The organism is Cupriavidus sp. FW305-46 (genome assembly GCF_058787075.1).
Genome location: NZ_JBYSZI010000048.1, coordinates 1 through 17,969, shown reverse-complemented (window position 1 = coordinate 17,969; position 17,969 = coordinate 1). Strand labels below are relative to the sequence as shown.

20 protein-coding genes are annotated in these 17,969 nt (G+C 69.2%); 12 read left to right on the top strand and 8 right to left on the bottom strand.

Translation table 11 applies throughout. The features are described from left to right. The first annotated feature begins 113 nt into the window (after nt 1–113). Nucleotides 114–668, top strand: a complete 555-nt coding sequence (locus AC3WON_RS21960) for a hypothetical protein (RefSeq protein ID WP_492352756.1) — start codon at nt 114–116, stop codon at nt 666–668. 21 nt (nt 669–689) lie between these two features. On the opposite strand, the gene AC3WON_RS21955 is transcribed toward AC3WON_RS21960, so the two are convergent. Beyond that, on the bottom strand, nt 690–1,595 hold the full coding sequence (locus AC3WON_RS21955) for a LysR family transcriptional regulator (protein ID WP_492317107.1): 906 nt from the start codon (nt 1,593–1,595) through the stop codon (nt 690–692). A gap of 209 nt (nt 1,596–1,804) precedes the next feature. On the opposite strand from AC3WON_RS21955, the gene AC3WON_RS21950 reads away from it, so the two are divergent. The 7 genes from AC3WON_RS21950 (at nt 1,805) to AC3WON_RS21920 (ending at nt 7,691) form a co-directional block, all read left to right on the top strand. Continuing rightward, nucleotides 1,805–3,805: an FUSC family protein gene (locus AC3WON_RS21950; protein WP_492352755.1), complete on the top strand. Its 2,001-nt coding sequence runs from the start codon at nt 1,805–1,807 to the stop codon at nt 3,803–3,805. Between the two features lie 26 nt (nt 3,806–3,831). Beyond that, on the top strand, nt 3,832–4,050 hold the full coding sequence (locus AC3WON_RS21945) for a DUF1656 domain-containing protein (RefSeq protein WP_492317109.1): 219 nt from the start codon (nt 3,832–3,834) through the stop codon (nt 4,048–4,050). Continuing rightward, complete coding sequence (locus AC3WON_RS21940; RefSeq protein ID WP_492317110.1) at nt 4,047–4,955, top strand: efflux RND transporter periplasmic adaptor subunit; 909 nt, start codon at nt 4,047–4,049, stop codon at nt 4,953–4,955. The genes AC3WON_RS21945 and AC3WON_RS21940 overlap by 4 nt, the downstream gene beginning before the upstream one ends. Further along, a complete protein-coding gene (locus AC3WON_RS21935; protein ID WP_492352754.1) occupies nt 4,952–6,415 on the top strand; it encodes an efflux transporter outer membrane subunit in 1,464 nt (487 codons plus the stop codon). The genes AC3WON_RS21940 and AC3WON_RS21935 overlap by 4 nt, the downstream gene beginning before the upstream one ends. A 182-nt stretch (nt 6,416–6,597) precedes the next feature. Further along, nucleotides 6,598–6,951: a hypothetical protein gene (locus AC3WON_RS21930; protein WP_492352753.1), complete on the top strand. Its 354-nt coding sequence runs from the start codon at nt 6,598–6,600 to the stop codon at nt 6,949–6,951. Nucleotides 6,952–7,043: 92 nt separating this feature from the next. Then, nucleotides 7,044–7,250 (top strand): hypothetical protein, encoded by a 207-nt coding sequence (locus tag AC3WON_RS21925; protein WP_492352752.1) that lies wholly within the window; start codon nt 7,044–7,046, stop codon nt 7,248–7,250. Nucleotides 7,251–7,355: 105 nt separating this feature from the next. After that, nucleotides 7,356–7,691, top strand: coding sequence for a cupin domain-containing protein (locus AC3WON_RS21920; protein ID WP_492317114.1), 336 nt, complete (start codon nt 7,356–7,358; stop codon nt 7,689–7,691). 10 nt (nt 7,692–7,701) lie between these two features. On the opposite strand, the gene AC3WON_RS21915 is transcribed toward AC3WON_RS21920, so the two are convergent. Further along, nucleotides 7,702–8,586 (bottom strand): LysR family transcriptional regulator, encoded by an 885-nt coding sequence (locus AC3WON_RS21915; RefSeq protein WP_492352751.1) that lies wholly within the window; start codon nt 8,584–8,586, stop codon nt 7,702–7,704. Between the two features lie 122 nt (nt 8,587–8,708). Here AC3WON_RS21915 and AC3WON_RS21910 point away from each other — a divergent pair, with 122 nt between their 5' ends. After that, on the top strand, nt 8,709–9,140 hold the full coding sequence (locus AC3WON_RS21910; RefSeq protein WP_010809388.1) for a VOC family protein: 432 nt from the start codon (nt 8,709–8,711) through the stop codon (nt 9,138–9,140). A gap of 20 nt (nt 9,141–9,160) precedes the next feature. On the opposite strand, the gene AC3WON_RS21905 is transcribed toward AC3WON_RS21910, so the two are convergent. After that, complete coding sequence (locus tag AC3WON_RS21905; RefSeq protein ID WP_010809389.1) at nt 9,161–9,484, bottom strand: thioredoxin family protein; 324 nt, start codon at nt 9,482–9,484, stop codon at nt 9,161–9,163. A gap of 124 nt (nt 9,485–9,608) precedes the next feature. Then, nucleotides 9,609–11,879, bottom strand: a complete 2,271-nt coding sequence (locus AC3WON_RS21900; protein WP_492317117.1) for an ATP-dependent DNA helicase — start codon at nt 11,877–11,879, stop codon at nt 9,609–9,611. A gap of 235 nt (nt 11,880–12,114) precedes the next feature. Between AC3WON_RS21900 and AC3WON_RS21895 the strand changes: the two genes are divergently transcribed. Further along, nucleotides 12,115–13,692, top strand: coding sequence for a fatty acid--CoA ligase (locus AC3WON_RS21895; RefSeq protein ID WP_492352750.1), 1,578 nt, complete (start codon nt 12,115–12,117; stop codon nt 13,690–13,692). Between the two features lie 3 nt (nt 13,693–13,695). Here AC3WON_RS21895 and AC3WON_RS21890 read toward each other — a convergent pair whose 3' ends face one another. The 3 genes from AC3WON_RS21890 to AC3WON_RS21880 form a co-directional block, all read right to left on the bottom strand. Then, nucleotides 13,696–14,169 (bottom strand): RES family NAD+ phosphorylase, encoded by a 474-nt coding sequence (locus AC3WON_RS21890; RefSeq protein ID WP_492317119.1) that lies wholly within the window; start codon nt 14,167–14,169, stop codon nt 13,696–13,698. Continuing rightward, nucleotides 14,166–14,681: an Xre family toxin-antitoxin system antitoxin gene (locus tag AC3WON_RS21885; protein WP_492317120.1), complete on the bottom strand. Its 516-nt coding sequence runs from the start codon at nt 14,679–14,681 to the stop codon at nt 14,166–14,168. Before AC3WON_RS21885 ends, AC3WON_RS21890 begins: the two co-directional genes overlap by 4 nt. Before the next feature lie 97 nt (nt 14,682–14,778). Beyond that, on the bottom strand, nt 14,779–15,744 hold the full coding sequence (locus tag AC3WON_RS21880; RefSeq protein ID WP_492340438.1) for a DNA-binding protein: 966 nt from the start codon (nt 15,742–15,744) through the stop codon (nt 14,779–14,781). A 116-nt stretch (nt 15,745–15,860) separates the two neighbouring features. On the opposite strand from AC3WON_RS21880, the gene AC3WON_RS21875 reads away from it, so the two are divergent. Both AC3WON_RS21875 and AC3WON_RS21870 read left to right on the top strand, forming a co-directional pair. Then, nucleotides 15,861–16,985, top strand: a complete 1,125-nt coding sequence (locus AC3WON_RS21875; RefSeq protein WP_492352769.1) for a site-specific integrase — start codon at nt 15,861–15,863, stop codon at nt 16,983–16,985. 241 nt (nt 16,986–17,226) lie between these two features. Next, nucleotides 17,227–17,652, top strand: coding sequence for a hypothetical protein (locus AC3WON_RS21870; protein WP_035823937.1), 426 nt, complete (start codon nt 17,227–17,229; stop codon nt 17,650–17,652). 51 nt (nt 17,653–17,703) lie between these two features. Here the strand turns inward: AC3WON_RS21870 and AC3WON_RS21865 are convergent, their stop codons facing one another. Next, nucleotides 17,704–17,886 (bottom strand): hypothetical protein, encoded by a 183-nt coding sequence (locus AC3WON_RS21865; protein WP_492317141.1) that lies wholly within the window; start codon nt 17,884–17,886, stop codon nt 17,704–17,706. Nucleotides 17,887–17,969: the final 83 nt, after the last annotated feature.

The following is a 17,969-nucleotide window of genomic DNA, read 5'->3' as shown; positions in this document are numbered from 1 at the left end:
CGGCCGCCAGGGCAAGCCACCGTTGCGCCGTAGGACAACGCCTGACAACGGCGGCAAGGCGCCAAGGCTAAAGTAGCAGCGCGAACCCCAAGCAATCCTGTTCCCGTTGCGTCATGCGCCCTGCCCCCGCTGCCCCCGCCGTCCCCGATCACCATCCTTTGCGCAATGCCGCTGTGTGCCTGGGCCTGTCCCTGCTGGCCGGGCCACTTGCCGTTTCCGCCACCGTGGCCGCCGCGCCTGCGCCGTCCCCGCAACTGTCCGGGCTGGCCACGCTGCTGCTGGGCACGGTGCGCGGCAAGCCTACGGGCATGAACGGCGTGACCCGCCTGACCGCGGGCGATGTCGACCGTGAGCTGCGCATGGCCTGCCAGGAGCTGATGCGCGCCGGTCCGGTCGACCTGGACGACACCACCCGCTTCGACGGCTGCATGACGCGTCCGGGCAAGATCGTCGAATTCCAGCTGAAGGTTTCGGGAGTGGATGCGGCGCGCGACGATACCCGCGAGTTCATGGCGACGGCCAAGCCTATCCTGGAGCGCGGCATCTGCCGCAACCCGGATGTGCCGGTGCTCGGCAAGCTGGGGGTCAGGCTGCGCTACCACTACGTAGCCGGGCAGAAATCGCTGGTCTTGCTCGATATCCCGCCGGACCAGTGCCTGAAGAAGTGAGGCCGCCGCAAGCGCGCCGGTTCAAGATCCCTTTCCGCCCCCCAGCACCTCTTCGCAAACCGCCAGCCATGCCCGCGCCGCATGCGACAGGTAGCGTCCCGGCGACCAGATATGCGCCATGGTCCAGTCCATTGCCGGCGCGGTCAGCCGCGCCATGGCCAGTGCGTCCTGGCCCTGCAGGCGCTCAGCCAGCGGCTGCGGCAGGAAGGTAGTGCCCAGCCCCGCCGCCGCCATCGATGCCAGGAAATCCCAGTGCCCGCTGTGCGCCACCACGCGCGGCTCGATGCGTGCCTCCAGAAATGCCTGCCGCAGCATGCGCGTCAGCGAGAAGTCATCGGTCAGCATCACCAGCGGCTCATCGCGCAGCGCCGCCAGCGTGACGGTGCGCCCGCGCGCCCAGGCGGCCTTGCGCGGCCCCACGGCCCAGATCGGGTAGCGGCCGAACTGGCGCGTTTCCAGCGCCAGGCCGCTGTCGCCCGGCAGCACCGTGGCGCCGACCTCCAGCTCGCCGCTTGCCACCAGCTGCTCCACCACCTGGCCGCCGTGCTCGTCCAGCGTCAGCGACAGGTTGGGATAGCGCTGCCGGAACGCGCTCACCGCCGGTGAAAAGAACAGGTTGACCATCGGCGGGATCCCCACGGTCAGCTTCCCCCGGCCCAGCGAGGACAGGTCGGACACCTCCAGCGTGAGCCGGTGCACCACGCCCAGCGCCTCCTGCCCGCGCTCGTAGACCACGCGGCCCACGTCGGTCAGCCGCACGCTCTTGCCTTCACGGATCAGCAGCGGCTGGCCGACCTCGTCCTCCAGCTGCTTGACCATCTTGCTGATGGTCGACTGGGTGACAAACAGCGAGGCCGCGGCCTGGGTAAAGCTGCGCAGCCGGGCAGTCTCGACGAAATAGCGCAGCGCGCGAATATCGATGGGCATGGTGCTGAGGGACGGCGGGCTGCCGGCAGGCCAGTTTCGCCACCCATGAACAAAGGGAATGGAAAGACCAATATTAAATCATGAATGGAATGCGAAAGATTTGGCTACACTTCGCTTTCACACATCGCCCCCGCCCAACCGCGCCGCCAAATGAAGCGTGGAGCGGCAGGCCGCGGCGTGCCCTCAACGCTTCCTGAAGACCCCGCTCCATGGCTAGCTGGCCGAATGCACGACAGTGGCTGTTCTCGCTGAAGGCATTCGCCGCCGCGATGCTGGCGCTCTATATCGCGCTGGCGCTAGGCCTGCCTCGGCCTTACTGGGCCATGGCGACGGTGTACTTCGTTTCCCATCCCCTGACCGGCGCCACCCGTTCCAAGGCGGCCTACCGCGTGGCCGGCACGATGCTGGGCGCCACCGCCGCGGTGGCCACGGTGCCGCAACTGGTCAACATGCCGATCGTGCTGATGGGTGCGATCGCGCTGTGGATCACCGTGCTGGTGTACCTGTCGCTGCTGCAGCGCACGCCGCGCAGCTATGTGTACCTGCTGGCGGCCTACACCCTGCCGATCGTCGCGCTGCCGGCCGTCAGCGCGCCGGCGCAGATCTTCGATATTGCCGTGGCCCGGATCGAGGAAATCGTGATCGGCATCGTCTGCGCCGGGCTGGTGGGCTCGGTCGTCTTCCCGGCCAAGGTGGCGCCCGCGCTGCGGTCCCGCGCAGCCACCTGGCTGGCCGACGCGGCGGCCTGGGCATCGGACATCCTCACCGGCAGCCCGCGCGCCGACGACAGCCGCCACCGGCTCGCCGCCGACATCCTGGCGCTGGACCAGCTGGTCAGCCAGCTGGCCTATGACACCGAGGGCAGCCACACGCTGCGCCATGCCCGCGCGCTGCGCCAGCGCATGACCATGCTGATGCCGCTGCTGTCGTCGCTGGAAAGCGTGCTGCACGCGCTGCGCGGCCATCCGGACGGCATCCCGTTGTCACTGCGCGAGGCCATGGCGGCGACGACCGCCTGGCTGGCGACCGATGCTGCCACGCCGCCTCCAGTCGCCACGCGCAGGTGGCCTGCCGATGGCCGCGCGGGCGAGGTCGACTGGCAAGCCGGCCTTGCCGCCACGGCGGCGGACCAGTTGCAGCGCCTGGGCACCTTGTACGCTGAATGCCACGCCCTGCAGCAAGGCATAGGCGACCGCAGCGCCGGCGCGCCGCCGCTGCGCGGCAACGCGGCCCCGGACGCTGCAGGCCATCACCACGACCACGGCATGCTGCTGTTCGGCGCCGTGTCGAGCGGCCTGGCCGTATTCTGCGCGGGGCTGCTGTGGATCTTCTCGGGCTGGGAGGACGGCGCCGGCGCGGTCGCGGTGGCATCGATCGCCTGCTGCTTCTTTGCGGCCATCGACGAGCCGCGCCGCATGGCCGGTGCCTTCCTGCGCTGGAGCACGATCTGCCTGCTGGTGTCGTGCGGCTACCTGTTCCTGGTGGTGCCGCACGCGCACACCTTTGAAGCGCTGGCCGCGATGCTGGCGCTGCCCTATCTCGGCATTGGCCTGTTGATTGCGCGGCCCGGCTTCCAGCTGATTGCGATGCTGCTGTCGGTCAACACGGCCTCGTTCGCCAACGTGCAGGCCGTGTTCGATGCGGATTTCCTCGGCACCTTCAATACCTGCATGGCCAGCGCCGCGGCAATGCTGTTCGCGCCGCTGTGGTCGATGGCGGTACGCCCGTTCGGCGCGCGCGCGGCGGCGCACCGGCTGGTGCGCGCCAGCTGGCGGGACCTGGCCCAGGCCGCCACGCTGCGCGCGGCCGATGGCGATGCGCGGCTGGGCGCGCGCATGCTGGACCGGCTCGGCCAGCTGGTGCCGCGGTTGGGGGCTGCCGGCGATCCCTTGTCTTCCGACGGCTTCCACGCGCTGCAAGTCGGCTACTGCGCGCTGGCGCTGCAGAAGGCGCTGCCGGCCTTGCCGCCCGCGGCACGCAAGCCGGTGCGCCGCGTGCTGGCCGCGGTGGCAAGGCATTTCCGCGCGCGGCTGCGCGCGGGCCATGCCGTGCCGGCTCCGGCGGGGCTGGCCGCCTGGGTGGCCGATGCCATCGCCAGCGTGGCCGCGTTGCCCGCAGGTGGCCGCCCTGACTACCGCGGCACGCTCGGCGCGCTGGTGGTGCTGCAGGTCACGCTGCTGCCTGGCCCGGCGGCTGCCCTGTCCCGCTGACCTCCCCAACTCTCCGCTGCCGCCGAATGCTCAGTGAAATCGACCTCTATGGCGTGTTCGTGCCAGGCGTGCTGGTGCTGATGGTGCTGGCCTTCGCCGTCACTACCGCGATCCGCATGGCGCTGGCCGCGCTGGGCTGCTACCGGCATATCTGGCACCGCTCGCTGTTCAACCTTTCCCTTTATGTGATCGTCCTTGGCGCCGTGGCCGCAGTATTTGTCGCGGTGCCGGGACTGCCGTCATGACCTTCCGACTCCGCCCCCTGCTTCCCTTGCTGCCAACGCTGCTGGCAGCCATTGCCGCCCTGCTGGTGCTGCGCCACCTGTGGGACTACTACACGGCCGCACCATGGACCCGCGACGGCCATGTGCGTGCCGACATCATCCAGGTGGCGCCCGATGTGTCCGGGCTGGTCACACGCGTGCTGGCGCGCGACAACCAGCATGTGCAGCAAGGCGAAGTCCTGTTCGAGATCGACCGCGACCGCTACGCGCTGGCCCTGCAGCAGGCGCTGGCCGCGGTAGCGACGCAGCGCGCCGCGCTGGCGCAGGCGCGGCGCGAAGCCGCGCGCAACCGCAATCTCGACGGCCTGGTTGCCGCCGAAGTCGCGGAACAGGGGCGTGCCCGCGTAGAGCAAGGCGAAGCCGCGCTGGCGCTGGCCGAAGCCGCGCTGCGGCTGGCCCGGCTGAACCTGGAGCGCACCAGCGTGCGCAGCCCGGTGGCGGGCTACCTCAACGATCGGCTGCCGCGCCTGGGCGACTATGTCTCGACCGGCCGCCCGGTGCTGTCGATCGTCGATGCCGGGTCCTTCCACGTGGAAGGCTATTTCGAGGAAACCAAGCTGCACCGGATCCGCATCGGCAGCCCGGTCGACGTGCATATCATGGGCGAGCCCCGGCGCCTGCGCGGGCACGTGCAGAGCATCGCCGCCGGCATCGAGGACCGCGACCGCAGCGCGGGCTCGAACCTGCTGCCCAACGTCAACCCGACCTTCAACTGGGTGCGGCTGGCACAGCGCGTGCCGGTGCGCATCGTGCTGGAGGACGTGCCCGCGGATGTGCGCCTGGTGTCCGGCCGCACCGCGACTGTGGCCGTTCGCGAAGCCCGGCGCGACGATGACGCCGGCCGCCGCACGGGGCCCCGGTCGTGAAGCGGCGCCATCCCTGGCTGGCGTGCGCCGCGGCCTGCCTGTGCGCCTGCACCACCGTGGGCCCGGACTATCGCGTGCCGGATCATGCGGCGGTGCGCGCGGCCGCCGCCAACGGCCCGCTTCAGGGCGCCGAAGCGCACGGCGTGGCCATCGCGCCCGTGCCCGACGACTGGTGGCGGCTGTATGACGACGCGCGGCTCAACCGGCTGGTCGAAGAGGCGCTGGCCGCCAACACCGACATCCGCGCCGCCAGCGCCAACCTGCGCCGCGCGGTGGCCCTCCTGCACGAGGTGGAGTCCGAGAACCTGCCGCAGGGCGGCGCCAGCGCCAGCGCTTCGCGCGCGCAGCTGTCGGGCGAGAGCTTCCTGCAGACCACCAGGCCACCGGTATTCAACCTGGGCGACTTCGGTTTCGGCGTGTCCTACCTGATCGATTTTTTCGGCAAGCTGGCCCGCGCCGACGAGGCCGCGCTGGCCGGCGCCGAAGCCAGCGAGGCCACGCTCGACATGGTGCGCGTCACCGTGGCGGCGCAGACGGTGCGCGCCTACGTGCAGGGCTGCGCCGCCACGCATGAACTGGCTGCCGCCACGCAGCAGCTCGCGGTACAGCAACGCACGCTGGACGCCACCAGCCGCCTGGTCGGCGCCGGCCGCGGCGAACCCGCCGACATAGCGCGCGAGCGTGCCCGCACCGAAGCGCTGCGCGCTGCGTTGCCAACGCTGGAAGCCGCGCGTAGCGACGCACGCCACCGGCTGGCGCTGCTGCTGGGCAAGCCGCCTGCGGCACTGCCAGAGGCCGAGGTGGACTGCCATGCCGAACCCACGCTGCGCGTGCCGCTGCCAGTGGGTGACGGCGCAGCGCTGCTCCGGCGCCGGCCCGATATCCGCCAGGCGGAACGCGAACTGGCCGCGGCCACCGCTCGCATCGGCGTGGCCACGGCGGACCTGTATCCATCGATCCGCATCGGCGCCAGCGCCGGGCTGACCGGCGTGCTGAGCCACCTTGGCAGCGGCCCGACGGCGCGCTGGAGCGTGGGGCCGCTGCTGAGCTGGTCGCTGCCGACCAACGGCGTGCGCCATCGCATCCACGGGCATGAAGCCGCGGCCGACGCCGCCCTGGCGCGCTTTGATGGCGCGGTGCTGCGCGCATTGCAGGAAACCGAAACGGCGTTGTCGGCCTACACGCGCGAACTGGAACGGCACGACGCCCTGCACGCGGCGCGCGAACAGGCCGCAGAAGCTGCGCGGCTGCAGCGCCGCCTGCAGCAGGCGGGGCGCATCCCGTACCTGACGCACCTGGACGCCGAGCGCACGCTGGCCGATGCAGAGGCCGCACTGGCTGCGTCCGAAGGCCATGTCGCCGCGCGCCAGGTCGACCTGTTCCTCGCGCTCGGCGGGGGGTGGCAGTCCGGCCGCAAGGTGGTTGCCGCCCATTCGATTATCGATGAAAAAAACGACTGATCTTTCGACATTTAAATCATCACAGGAATGCATTGGCCTGGCTAAACTTCGTCCCGTGCCGCGCGCTTCCCACGCGACCGCACCGCCCAAAAGGCGAACCCGGACGGCGCGGGAGGCAGATCCGCCATCCCCGCGCGGCCCTTCGCGGGCCATGCCGTCCACCCACCCCAAAAACAGCAGACATGCATAAAAACGCTCTCAAAGCCCTTCTTGCCACGACCCTCTCGATTTCAGCACTCGGTGCCGCCGCACTGGCCAGCCCTGCCATGGCGCAAGGCCTGAACGACCGCGGCGTCGCCGCCAACCGCTACGGCTACAACCTCCACAACGGCAAGCGCGACCCGTTTACCGAAGGTGCGCACGTCAATGGCAAGCGCGACCCCTTCACCGATGGCGCCCGCGTCAACGACCGGCGCGACCCGTTCACCGACGGCGCCAACCGCGCTGCCGCCGGCATGGAAGTGGCAGGCATGGACCGCAGCGGCGTGTCGGCACCGCCGGCCCATGGCGGCTCACGCGTATCGGCTGCCGCCTGACCGGCGCCTGCCCGCGCCACGGCAGCCGCCGTGGCGTGTCGACGGGGCGCAAGGCCCCGTCTCTTTTCCCGTACCTCCCTGAAGCCCCCCTCATGAAAACCATCCTGTTCTCGCTGCTCGGCCTTGGCGCCCTGGCCGCGTCTTTTCCCGCGGCCGCCGGTCCTGACTGGGCTGTGATCGAGCGCGGCCGCGCCGCTGCCAGGACTGCTGCCGACCGCACCGCACAAGCCCGCAATGCCACGCCTTGCGCACAAGCGGAAGTTGCCGCGTCGGCGACTTCGCCGGTTACATCACGCTGAGCGCTTCTGAGATGCGCGCTCGGGTGCTAGATTGAGAAGGCGTGCCGCCGCCAGGCGCCGGCCGTGCCTGACAAGCCACCCCACCAGAAGAGCGAGGAGCCGCGCATGTCCCTTCCCCATCTTGAATCCGGACAGATCGCCAGCGTGCTGCCACTGGGCACACGGCTGGACCAGACCGCCACCCAGGCCCTGTTCAAGGAAGGCCCGCTGGAAGTGATGCGGCTGGTGCTGAAGGCGGGCAAGCATGTGCCGCCCCATGCGGTGGATGGCCCGATGACCGTGCAATGCCTGGAGGGCGAGGTGCGCGTGCGGGTGGACGGCGCCGAGCGCCAGCTGCACCAGGGCGACCTGCTCTACCTGGGGCCGAGCGTGCGCTACGACGTGACCGCCATCTCCGATGCCTCGGTGCTGGTCACGTTGGTCCTGCCCGGCAGCCGCTGAGTATCGCGCCTTACACCACGGCAGGCTGCCAGCGTGCGCTGGCAGCAACAAAGGCATCGATCAGCGCCGCCACTGGCGCGCGGCGCAGTGCCGATTCGCGCACCAGCACGCCCACGTCGCGATAGAGCGGCCCGCCCGGCAATGGCGCCTGCACCACGCCCGCGGACTGCTGCAACGGCACCAGTTCGGACGGGATGATGGCGCAACCCAGGCCGGCTGCCACCATCTGCAGGATCACGGCCGGCTCATCCAGCTCCATCCCTTCCCTGACCCATAGCCGCTGCCGCTTCAGGTAGCCGTCCACCAGCTGCCCGCCGGTGCTGTGGCGGTTGTAGCGAATGAACGGAAGCGTCTCCAGCAACGCGCGCAGGTCTGCAGGCGCACCGGCGGGCCCGATGCCGACAAAGCCTTCGCGCACCAGCGGCACCCACTTGAGGTCCGGCGGAAAGCCCAGCCGCGGCCGGATCAGCACGGCGATGTCCAGCTCGCGCGCATCCACCTGCGTCAGCAGCTGGGTGGACATGCCCGGCACCACGTTGACGTGCGAGTCCGGAAACCGCCCCCGGAAATGCCGCATCGCATCGGCCAGCAAGGTGGCCTGGACCGTCGACACCGCGCCCAGCTCCACCGGCGCGGCGTCGGCATGCGGGCCGGCGCGGTCCTTCATCGCGGCATAGAGCTCGACAAAGCGCCGCGCTTCCGGCACCAGCCGGCGCCCGGCTTCGCTGAGCGCGACCGACTTGCCAGTGCGATCGAAGAGTACGCAGTCCAGGTCCTCTTCCAGCCGCCGGATCTGCGTGCTGACGGCCGACTGCGTCAGCGCCAGCCGCGCCGCGGCGGCGGAGAACGAGCCGGTTTCGGCGGCCACCAGGAAGGTCTGGAAGTAGCGGATCATCTATCGAAAAGTCTGATGCTCAGGGCAAAAATGATTCGCTTCATATTACGGGTTGTGCTGGCTACAATCAACGCGCAGGCCAACGCCTGCCCGCATAACGACCCCCGACAAAGGCCTCCCGCATGAGCGCGACTTCCTCTATTCCCCTGTTCCACCTGGCTTTCCCCGTGCGCGACCTGGCCGAGGCAAGGCGCTTCTATGGCGACTTGCTTGGTTGCCCCGAAGGGCGCAGTTCCGAGGCCTGGGTGGACTTCAATTTCTATGGCCACCAGGTGGTGGCGCACCTGTCGCCCGAGGAGTGCGGACACCGCGCCACCAGTGCCGTCGATGGCGACGACGTGCCGGTGCGGCACTTCGGCGCGATCCTGCCGATGGCCGAATGGGAGGCCCTGGCCGAGCGGCTGCGCGCGGCGGGCACGCAGTTCGTGATCGAGCCGCATGTGCGCTTCAAGGGCCAGGTGGGCGAACAGGCCACCATGTTCTTCCTGGACCCTTCGGGCAATGCGCTGGAGTTCAAGGCCTTTGGCGACCTGAGCCAGGTGTTCGCCAAGTAAGGCAGCGCGCGGCGCCCGGGCTAGGCAATGCGGCGCATGGCCTCGCGGATCGGCTCGGACTCGGTCGGGCGCACCAGCCGCGCCACTTCCTGGCCGTCGCGCAGGAACACCAGCGTCGGCCACAGCTTGATGTGAAACGACCGGCCAAGCCGGCGCCCGCTGCCGTCCTCGATCTTGAGATGGCGCAATGCCGGATGCACGGCAAAGGCCTCGGCCAGCGCCGGCTGGGCGCGCTGGCAGTAGCCGCACCACGGCGCGCCGAATTCCAGCACGGTGGCGCCCGGCAGCGCATCCACTTCCGTGCGGGTCGGCTCGGTGGCCGCGTATTGCTGGGTCATGGGCATGGATCTGATCCTTTCGCGATAGCTGGCTGATGGTATCCGCATGCCTGCCAGATTCGTTCCAGCGGCGACTCCGGGCAGGCTCCGCGCAAAGAGGATGCCCCAGACCGGCCCGGCTGTGTAATTTCTACGCCGCCGTGGCGATTTCCCACCATGCCGGCAGCAGTTCGCGCACCTCGGCCGCGGCAAAGCGGTCGTCGATCAGGTAGACCACGCCCTGGTCCTGCTGCGTGCGGATGACCCGGCCCGCCGCCTGCACCACCTTGCGCAGTCCGGGATACAGGTAGGCATAGGCATAGCCCCGCCCGAACGCCTGCTGCATGCGCGCGCGGAACTGCTCGTTGACCGCATTGAACTGGGGCAGCCCCAGGGTGGCAACGAAGGCGCCGATCAGGCGCTCGCCGGGCAGGTCCACGCCTTCGGCAAAGGCGCCGCCCAGCACCGCAAAGCCGATGCCCTCGCCGCCTTCCGCAAACGTACCCAGGAACGCCGCCTGCGCGGCTTCGTCCATGCCCCGCGACTGCACCCAATGCGGAATATCGGGGTGAGACTGGGCAAAGCGGGCCACGGCTTGCTGCAGGTACTCGTGGCTGCTGAAGAACGCCAGGTAGTTGCCGCGCCGCGCGCGGAACTGGCCGGCCATCAGCGCGACGATGGCCGGCAGCGATTGTTCGCGCCGCGCATAGCGGGTGGAGATGCGCGCTGCAATCCGCACCGACAGTTGCTCGGCGCGGAACGGCGATGGCACTTGCACCCGCGCGCAATCGGCCGGCAAACCCAGCGTATCGAGGTAGTAGGCGGCGGGGTCGAGGGTCGCTGAGAACAGCGTGACCGAATGCGCGGCTGCAAAGCGCGGGCGCAGGAACGGAGCCGGGATGACATTGCGCAGGCACAGCCGCGCATGGTGGCCGCGGCCGCTGCGCGGCACGCGCTGGATATCGAACAGCGAATGCGCGTCGAGCTGCTCGGCCAGGCGTCCAAAATGCAGCCCATCGAAATAGAATCGCTGCAGCGCCGGATCCTGCGCGCCTGGATGCTCCGTCATATGCGTCAGTGCCGCCGCGCAGCATTCGTCCAGTGCGCGGCGGAAGGCGGCGGGCACTTCGGGCAGGACTTCATAGGCGTCGTCGCCCTGGCGCGCCAGCGCGCTCCATTGCCGGGCCAGCCGCGCCAATGGCTTGCGCACGACGGCCGGCGCGCCGCGGCGCACCTCGCGCAGCGATTGGGGGTCGAGTTCGGCGGTGTACATGGCGCGGCCACGCTCGACCAGGTTGTGGGCCTCGTCCACCAGCACGCTGGCGCGCCAGCCATTGGCCGCGGTCAGCGCATACAGCAACGCGCTGCGGTCGAAGTAGTAGTTGTAGTCGGCCACCACCACGTCGCTCCAGCGCACCAGCTCCTGCGACAGGTAGTAAGGGCAGATCCCGTGTGCCAGTGCCAGCGTGCGCACCGCGGCGTGGTCGCGCACCGGCACGCCGCGCGCCGCTTCGCGTGCTGCCGGCAGGCGGTCATAGAAGCCGCGCGCCAGCGGGCAGGACTCGCCGTGGCAGGCCAGCTCCGGATGCTCGCAGGCCTTGTCGCGGGCCACCAGCTCCAGCACATGCAGCGGCTGCGCGCCGTGGCCGCGCAGCGCATTGGCCGCGTGCAGCGCCACCCCGCGCCCGGTGGAGCGGGCCGACAGGAAGTACACCTTGTCGATGCCCTGCCCCGGCATGGCCTTGAGCACCGGGAACAATGTGCCGACCGACTTGCCGATGCCGGTGGGCGCCTGCGCCAGCAGGTGGCGGCCCGCGCGGTTGGCGTTGTAGACCGCCTGCGCCAGTTCGCGCTGGCCCGGGCGAAAACCCTGGTGCGGAAAGGCCAGCTGCGCCAGCGCGCCATCGCGTGCCTGCCGGTGGGCCAGTTCCGCCTGCGCCCAGTGTAGGAACTGCTCGCAGGTCTGCACGAAGAAGGCTTCAAGCGCCTGCGCAGTGAAGTGCTCCGCAACCGGGTGCTCGCGCTGGCTGATGATGTCGAAATAGACCACCGCGATCTCCAGCCCGGGGAGCCCCAGCTTGCGGCATAGCAGGCAGCCATAGACCTTGGCCTGCGCCCAGTGCAGGTGGCGGTGGTTGTCCGGCACCGCGGCATCGCCGCGCACGGTCTTGATTTCTTCGAGCCGGTTGGCGACGGGATCGTAGCCGTCGGCACGGCCGCGCACACGCAAGGGCCCGAAATCGGCGGCAAGCGCCACTTCGGCCTGGTAGGCCTCCCCGCGCCGGCTGGTTACTACCGCATGCCCGGCCACGCCCTCCTGCGCCGATGGCGTCGGCACGAAGCGCAGGTCCAGGTCGCCCGCCTTGGCGGTGAATTCGCACAGCGCGCGCACGGCCACCACGTAGGCCGGTGCGGCTGGCATGGCAGGCGGGGCTGGAATGGGTGGCGGGACGGCGGACACAGGAAACGGGGCGCGGCGGTAACTGTATGAATATACAGTATCACGCAAGAGCCTTATCGCGTGACCGCCGCTCCGGCATAAGGAAAGAGCAAAACGTTATTTCCATGTGCCCCACCCGCCGCTCTATATTGTCCGGCTTACAAGACAACAACCGCCTGCCGGCAAGCCGGCGGCGGACCATGACCGGAGCACAACCTTGACCCGCGGCATCACCCTTGGCGACACCCTCTCCTGGCCCGCGCGCTACCTGCCCCGCAAGACCGCGCTGGTCAGCGGCATTGGCGCCGGGCGACGCGCGTGGACATACGCGGAGCTCGATGCCGAGGTCGACCGCCACGCGCACGCACTGCAGTCGCTGGGGATCGGCAAGGGCGACGTAGTCGCGGCCTTCCTCTATAACACTCCGGCCTTCGTCTTCACGCTGCTGGCCACGGCGCGCATCGGCGCGGTCTACAACCCGGTCAACTACCGCCTGGCTGCGCAGGAACTGGCATACATCCTGAACGATGGCGGTGCCAAGGCAGTGCTGTTCGAGCAGGAAGGCGCGGGCGTCGTCGAGAAGGCGGCCGAACTGGCCCCCGTCACCGCGCTGCGCATCTATGCCGACCCCGATGCCGCGCCCGCCTTTGCCACACATCGGCTCGACACGCTGGTTGTGGGCCAGCCGGCCACGCTGCCCGCGGTGACGGTCCACGAAGACGACCCCTGCATCCTGATGTACACGAGCGGCACCACCGGCCGCCCCAAGGGCGTGGTGCACACCCATCGCAGCAAGCTGCAGCACAACGCGATGATGCACCAGGCCATGACGCTGTCGCGCGAGGACGTAGGCCTGTCGGTGGCGCCGCTGAACCATACCGCCGAGCTGCACACCAGCTTCCTGCCGCGGCTGCAGCTTGGCGCCACGCAGGTGCTGCAGCGCCGCTTCGACGCGGGCGAGGCCTGGCGACTGGTGGAAAGCGAGCGCGTCACGCATTTCTTTGCCGCGCCGACCATGGTGGGCATGCTGCTGAACCATCCGGATGCCGAAAAACGCGACGTGTCTTCATTGCGGCTGGTGGAATACGGCGGCGCGTCGATGGCGCCGCACCTGATCCGCGAATGGGACCGCAAGGTCGGCGCCGGGCTGGTGCAGGTGTACGGCACCACGGAAATGGGCCCGTGCATGTCGGTGCTTTACCCGCATGAGCAGTTGAGCCACGCCGGCTCGGCAGGCCTGCCCGCGCTCGGCCATGACCTGGTGGTGGCCAGGCTGCGCGACGACGGCGAGCCGACCGACCCCATGCAGCCGTGCGCGCCCGGTGAAGTCGGCGAAGTGCTGGTGCGTGGCCCCTGCATGATGCAGGGCTACCTGAACCGCCCGGAAGCCAATGCGCGCGCGCTCGCGCACGGCTGGTACCACACCGGGGACCTCGGCAGCCTGGATGCGGACGGCTACCTGTGGATCCGCGACCGTATCGACTACATGATCAATTCCGGCGCGGAGAACGTCTATCCGCGCGAGGTGGAAGACGCGCTGATCGAGCACCCGGCCGTGCTGGAAGTAGCGGTGCTGGGCGAACCCGATCCGACCTGGGGCCAGGTCGTCGGCGCCTATGTGGTGACACACGGCGACGCACCGGTCAGCGCGGCGCAGCTCGACGCCTTCCTGCTGCAGGGCGACCGGCTGGCAGCGTACAAGCGCCCGCGCCGCTATCACTTCCTGGATGCATTGCCCAAGACCACCAGCGGCAAGATCCAGAAGCACATGCTGCGCGCCGGCGCCACCGCCTGAGCCTCAGACCAGGCGCGCGTCGTACTGCCAGCGGCGCAGCTTGACGTAGGCCAGCCGCGCGGCGTCGGGGTGTGCCGGGTTGACCAGCACGTTGTGCTCTTCGGGAATGACGATGGAAGGCACCAGCAACAAGGCGCTGGTGCCCGCGGCGGTCCAGGCTTCGCCGGTGTCGAGGCTGGTCTTGCCGGCGGGAATGGCATCCCAGCCAACGGGGGCGGTGTCCGCGCTCAGTTGCTGCGCGGCCGCCCATAGCTCGTCGGGGATGTCGATCCGGACCAGGTAGCGGTTCAGCGGCAGCCCGCCCGCGCCCAGGTGGACCAGCGTTTCCAGGCAAGCCAGCGCGATGCTGGACGCCGCATAGATCAAGGGCGTGCCCTGCCGGTTCCAGCGCCCGCCGGTAGCCTTGGCGCCGGCGCCGCTGGCATCGTCCGCGGTGTAGTCTGGGGTGTCGGTCGCGATCCGCCAGGCTGGCCTCACGCGTACGCCCCGCTCTGCATCCTGGCCACCAGGTCGGAAACGATGCGCTGGCCGGCGAGCGTATCCATCAGCTCAGCGGGGCGGCGCCCGCCCAGCGCCGGCGACGGCTGCTCCAGCCACTGCGCCACCCACTGTGCCGCGCTGAACCCGCGCGGATCGCCCGAGCTTTCCACCAGCGCCTGGACCTGCCCGACCAGCCGCGCCATGCCCAGCACACGCTCGCTCTGCTCGCTCGACAGGTTCTGGTGCGCCCGCGCCTTGCGGTCCACGGTGGCGCGCGGCAAGTCCAGTGTCTTGATCAGCTGCTCCTTGGTGGTGCCCATGGATTCGGCCAGGCGGGTCAGGTCTGAAGCCGGCACGCCTTCACGAATCGCGCGGATGACCGACATGGCGCCTTGCGTCGACAGGCTGGCCTCATAGACGGCGACGTAGTTGTTGACGCTCAGCTCGGGCGGAGCCGGGCGTTCATGAGCCAGCGGATAACGGCCGTCGGGAGTGAGTGTGAGCGGCATGGCAGACCCCATCAAATGAGCATTCAGTATAGCTCAATTGACAAAAGCCGCCTGCGCACCCGCCATGCATCCGTGGGTGGTTGCTCTGCCAGGCACATTATAAGCCTCGCGTGTATCGCCGGCTGCCCTTGCCGGCAGCCAGTGCAGCGCGGGCAGGCCGTGTGCGGCGGACGGCCGGACTGACGGGGCCGGCGGTGGCCGTGGTTGCGGCACCCGCCTGGTCGCGATACTCGGCCAGCAGGCTCTCCCGCTGCCGCACCCGTTCTTCCAGAACGGCGAGCGCCTGGCCAAGGCGGGTCATCTCGCTGCCCTGCCGCGACGCGGCCTCGGCGGCACGCGTCAGCCGCTCAACGGCCGCCTTGCGCTCGGCTTCCAGCAGCTTCTGGGTCTCCTTGGCCGCCACACGCGCCGCGTCCAGCTCCAGCGCCATACGACGCTCATTGGCGGCGGCGCGCTGGGTCACGGTTTCCCGCTCCTGGTCCCACGCCGCCCGCTGCGCGGCGAAATCCTGCTGCATCGCGTTGTGTGCCAACAGCGCCGCGGCCGACTCTGCGCGCATTGTCTCCCCCTGATGCTGCAGGGCGGTGGCTGCGGCTTCAGCGCGCGCGGCGCGCTCCGTGGCGACGTCGCGGGCACGTGTCAGTTCCGCCATTGCCGCCTCGGCCCCTTCCAGTCGGGCCTGCATGACCTGGCGCTCCTGCTCCAGGGCTTCGCGCTCCTGCTCCAGAGCCGCCCGGGCCTCGGCCAGCGCCGCCTCACGCTGCACCAGCGCGGCCTCGGCCGAAGCCTTGGCCACCTGCAGCGCCGCTTCCCACAGGTAGCGCGCTGCCTCCGTGACTGGCTCCGGGCATCCGGGTGCGGGCGCAAAGCCCTGTGGATCCTGGATACGTCCACCCAGCGCCCCAAACCAGGCATCCAGGTGCGGGCTGACCGTATTGGGCGAGCCCCGCCCCAGGTGCAGGCGGATGCGTTCGATGGTGGGCCGCTGGCCGGCCTTGAGCAGGCTGTCGGCGGCCTGCCAGACGTCGTCTCGGGTAATGCCACGGCTGCGGAGGGTTTCCATGATGGGATCCGGCAAAAGTCTTTGAGGAAGGCAAATAAGGTTCGATAATGGAGACTTATCGGCTGCTATTTGTCTATTTCGTATGATATATTACAGCATACATCATATTTAATACGATAAAAATCCGAGAAGCCCACGAAGCCTACTTTCCACCGATTGCATCCGATGTCGAACTACCGGCGCCGCTTCGCCCGTCCGAACTGGATCCCCTTGCCGAGCAAGCGGCCAATGCCTTGCGCCGCGAAGGCGAATCCCGAAACACGGTGGCAAGCTACCGGTCCGCACTGCGCTACTGGTCTGCCTGGTATGTCCTGCGCTACCGACAACCTGTGCAGCTCCCGCTCGCGCCTGCCGTCGTCATCCAGTTCATCGTCGACCACGCCACGCGACAGACGCCGCAAGGCCCTGTCTGCGAGATGCCCGCGGTCATCGACCAGGCGCTGGTCGATGACGGATACAAGGCACGACCCGGCCCGCCCGCGCTGTCCACGCTGACGCACCGGCTGGCGGTACTGGCCAAGGCCCACCGCCTGCAGGCCTTGCCCAACCCTTGCGCCGAAGCTGCGGTGCGCGAACTGATGGCTGGCATCCGGCGCGCCTATGCGCGCCGCGGACAGCGCCAGGCGCGCAAGGCGGCGCTGACCCGCGATCCGCTGCTGCGCCTGCTCGATACCTGCGATGACTCGCTGCGCGGCTTGCGCGACCGCGCGCTGCTGCTGTTTGCCTGGGCCAGTGGCGGGCGCCGCCGCTCTGAAGTCGCGCGCGCGACCCTCGGCCACCTCACCCGGCTCGGCCCCGGTGATTTCGTCTATGCACTGGGCTGGTCCAAGACCAACCAGTCAGGCAACGAGCGCGCCGATACCGCCAAGCCCGTCACCGGTGCCGCCGGCCAGGCGCTGGAGGCATGGCTTGCTGCCGCCGGCATCAACAGCGGGCCGCTGTTTCGCCGCATCCGCCGCGGCGGGCATGTGGGAGAAGGTTTGTCCGATGCGGCGGTCAGCCGCATCGTCAAGACGCGCTGCGCATTGGCGGGACTGGAGGGCGACTACTCAGCGCATTCACTGCGCTCGGGCTTTGTCACCGAGGCTGCTGCGCAACAGGTGCCACTGGCCGAGACCATGGCCATGACCGGCCATGCAAGCGTGTCGACGGTGGTGCGTTACTTCCGCGCCGCGGACGCACGGCGCTCGCGTGCTGCCGACCTGCTGGCGCAAGCGCCGCAATCCGCCGGAGGCGACTGAGGGCGGCTTGCAACTGGCGCCAATCATGCCGCGCAGCCGGCGCAAATACGGGTATTTCGCTAGCTGGCAGCGCTGGCTCGGGCTGCGGGGGGTGCCTATACTGGCAGCGCGCCGCACAGTGCCAGGCATGGCCGGCCGCGCCCGGAAAATCCGGCAGGCAATCGCCACTGGCACGATGCGGCGGCCCATGGGATGCAATTGCGCACCGCCTGCCTGGACCGGAACAAGTAGAAACGCGGAGATGGGGATGCCCAACGAACAATTCCTCGCCACCCAGGAAACCCGGCGCTCGGGGCTGAAAGCCCTGCGGGCTGCCTTGCTGCAGGTTCACAAGGAAGTCATCGGCTATGACAGGACCCAGTATGAGCGCCTGAACGGCCCGATTCCTGCAGGCCTGTTTGTGCAACTGGTGACTGAAGACAACTACTTCCGCTGGCTTGACCCGCTGTCGCGCCTGATCATCGAGATCGACGAAGAGCTGGAGGCCAAGGAACACCACGACGAAACCTGCCGTGCAGTCGGACGCGCAGCGGAAAGACTGTTCAGCGACGGTTCTGACCCGGCCTTTCGCAAGCGTTACCAGGAAGCCCTGCAGGACGAGTCCGGCGTCATCGTGGCGCACGGACGGCTGATGTCGGTGATCGGGCAGCTGCGCCAGTTGCCATAGCACGCCGGACCGCGCGGGCGCGTTGCGCGCGCCGCGGCATAGCCTGCCCGCCTACTTCGCCGGTTTCGGTTCCGGCCTGGGTTTGCGCGGCGCATGGGTATCGACTGCCACCGGGTCGCTCGCCGGGAATGTCTCTTTCAGCCCCTCGTCCAGTTCGCGCTCGATCAGTTCATCCTTGCGCTGTTGTTCACGGGAGGCTGGCGTCTGGTGCTTCTGCGTTGCGGGCTTGGTCATGGCGATGGGGCTCCGTTGGCATCCATGAGCCGATGGTAGTCCCGTGCAGGCCGCATTGCCATCACGGCGACGCAGGCTCATCG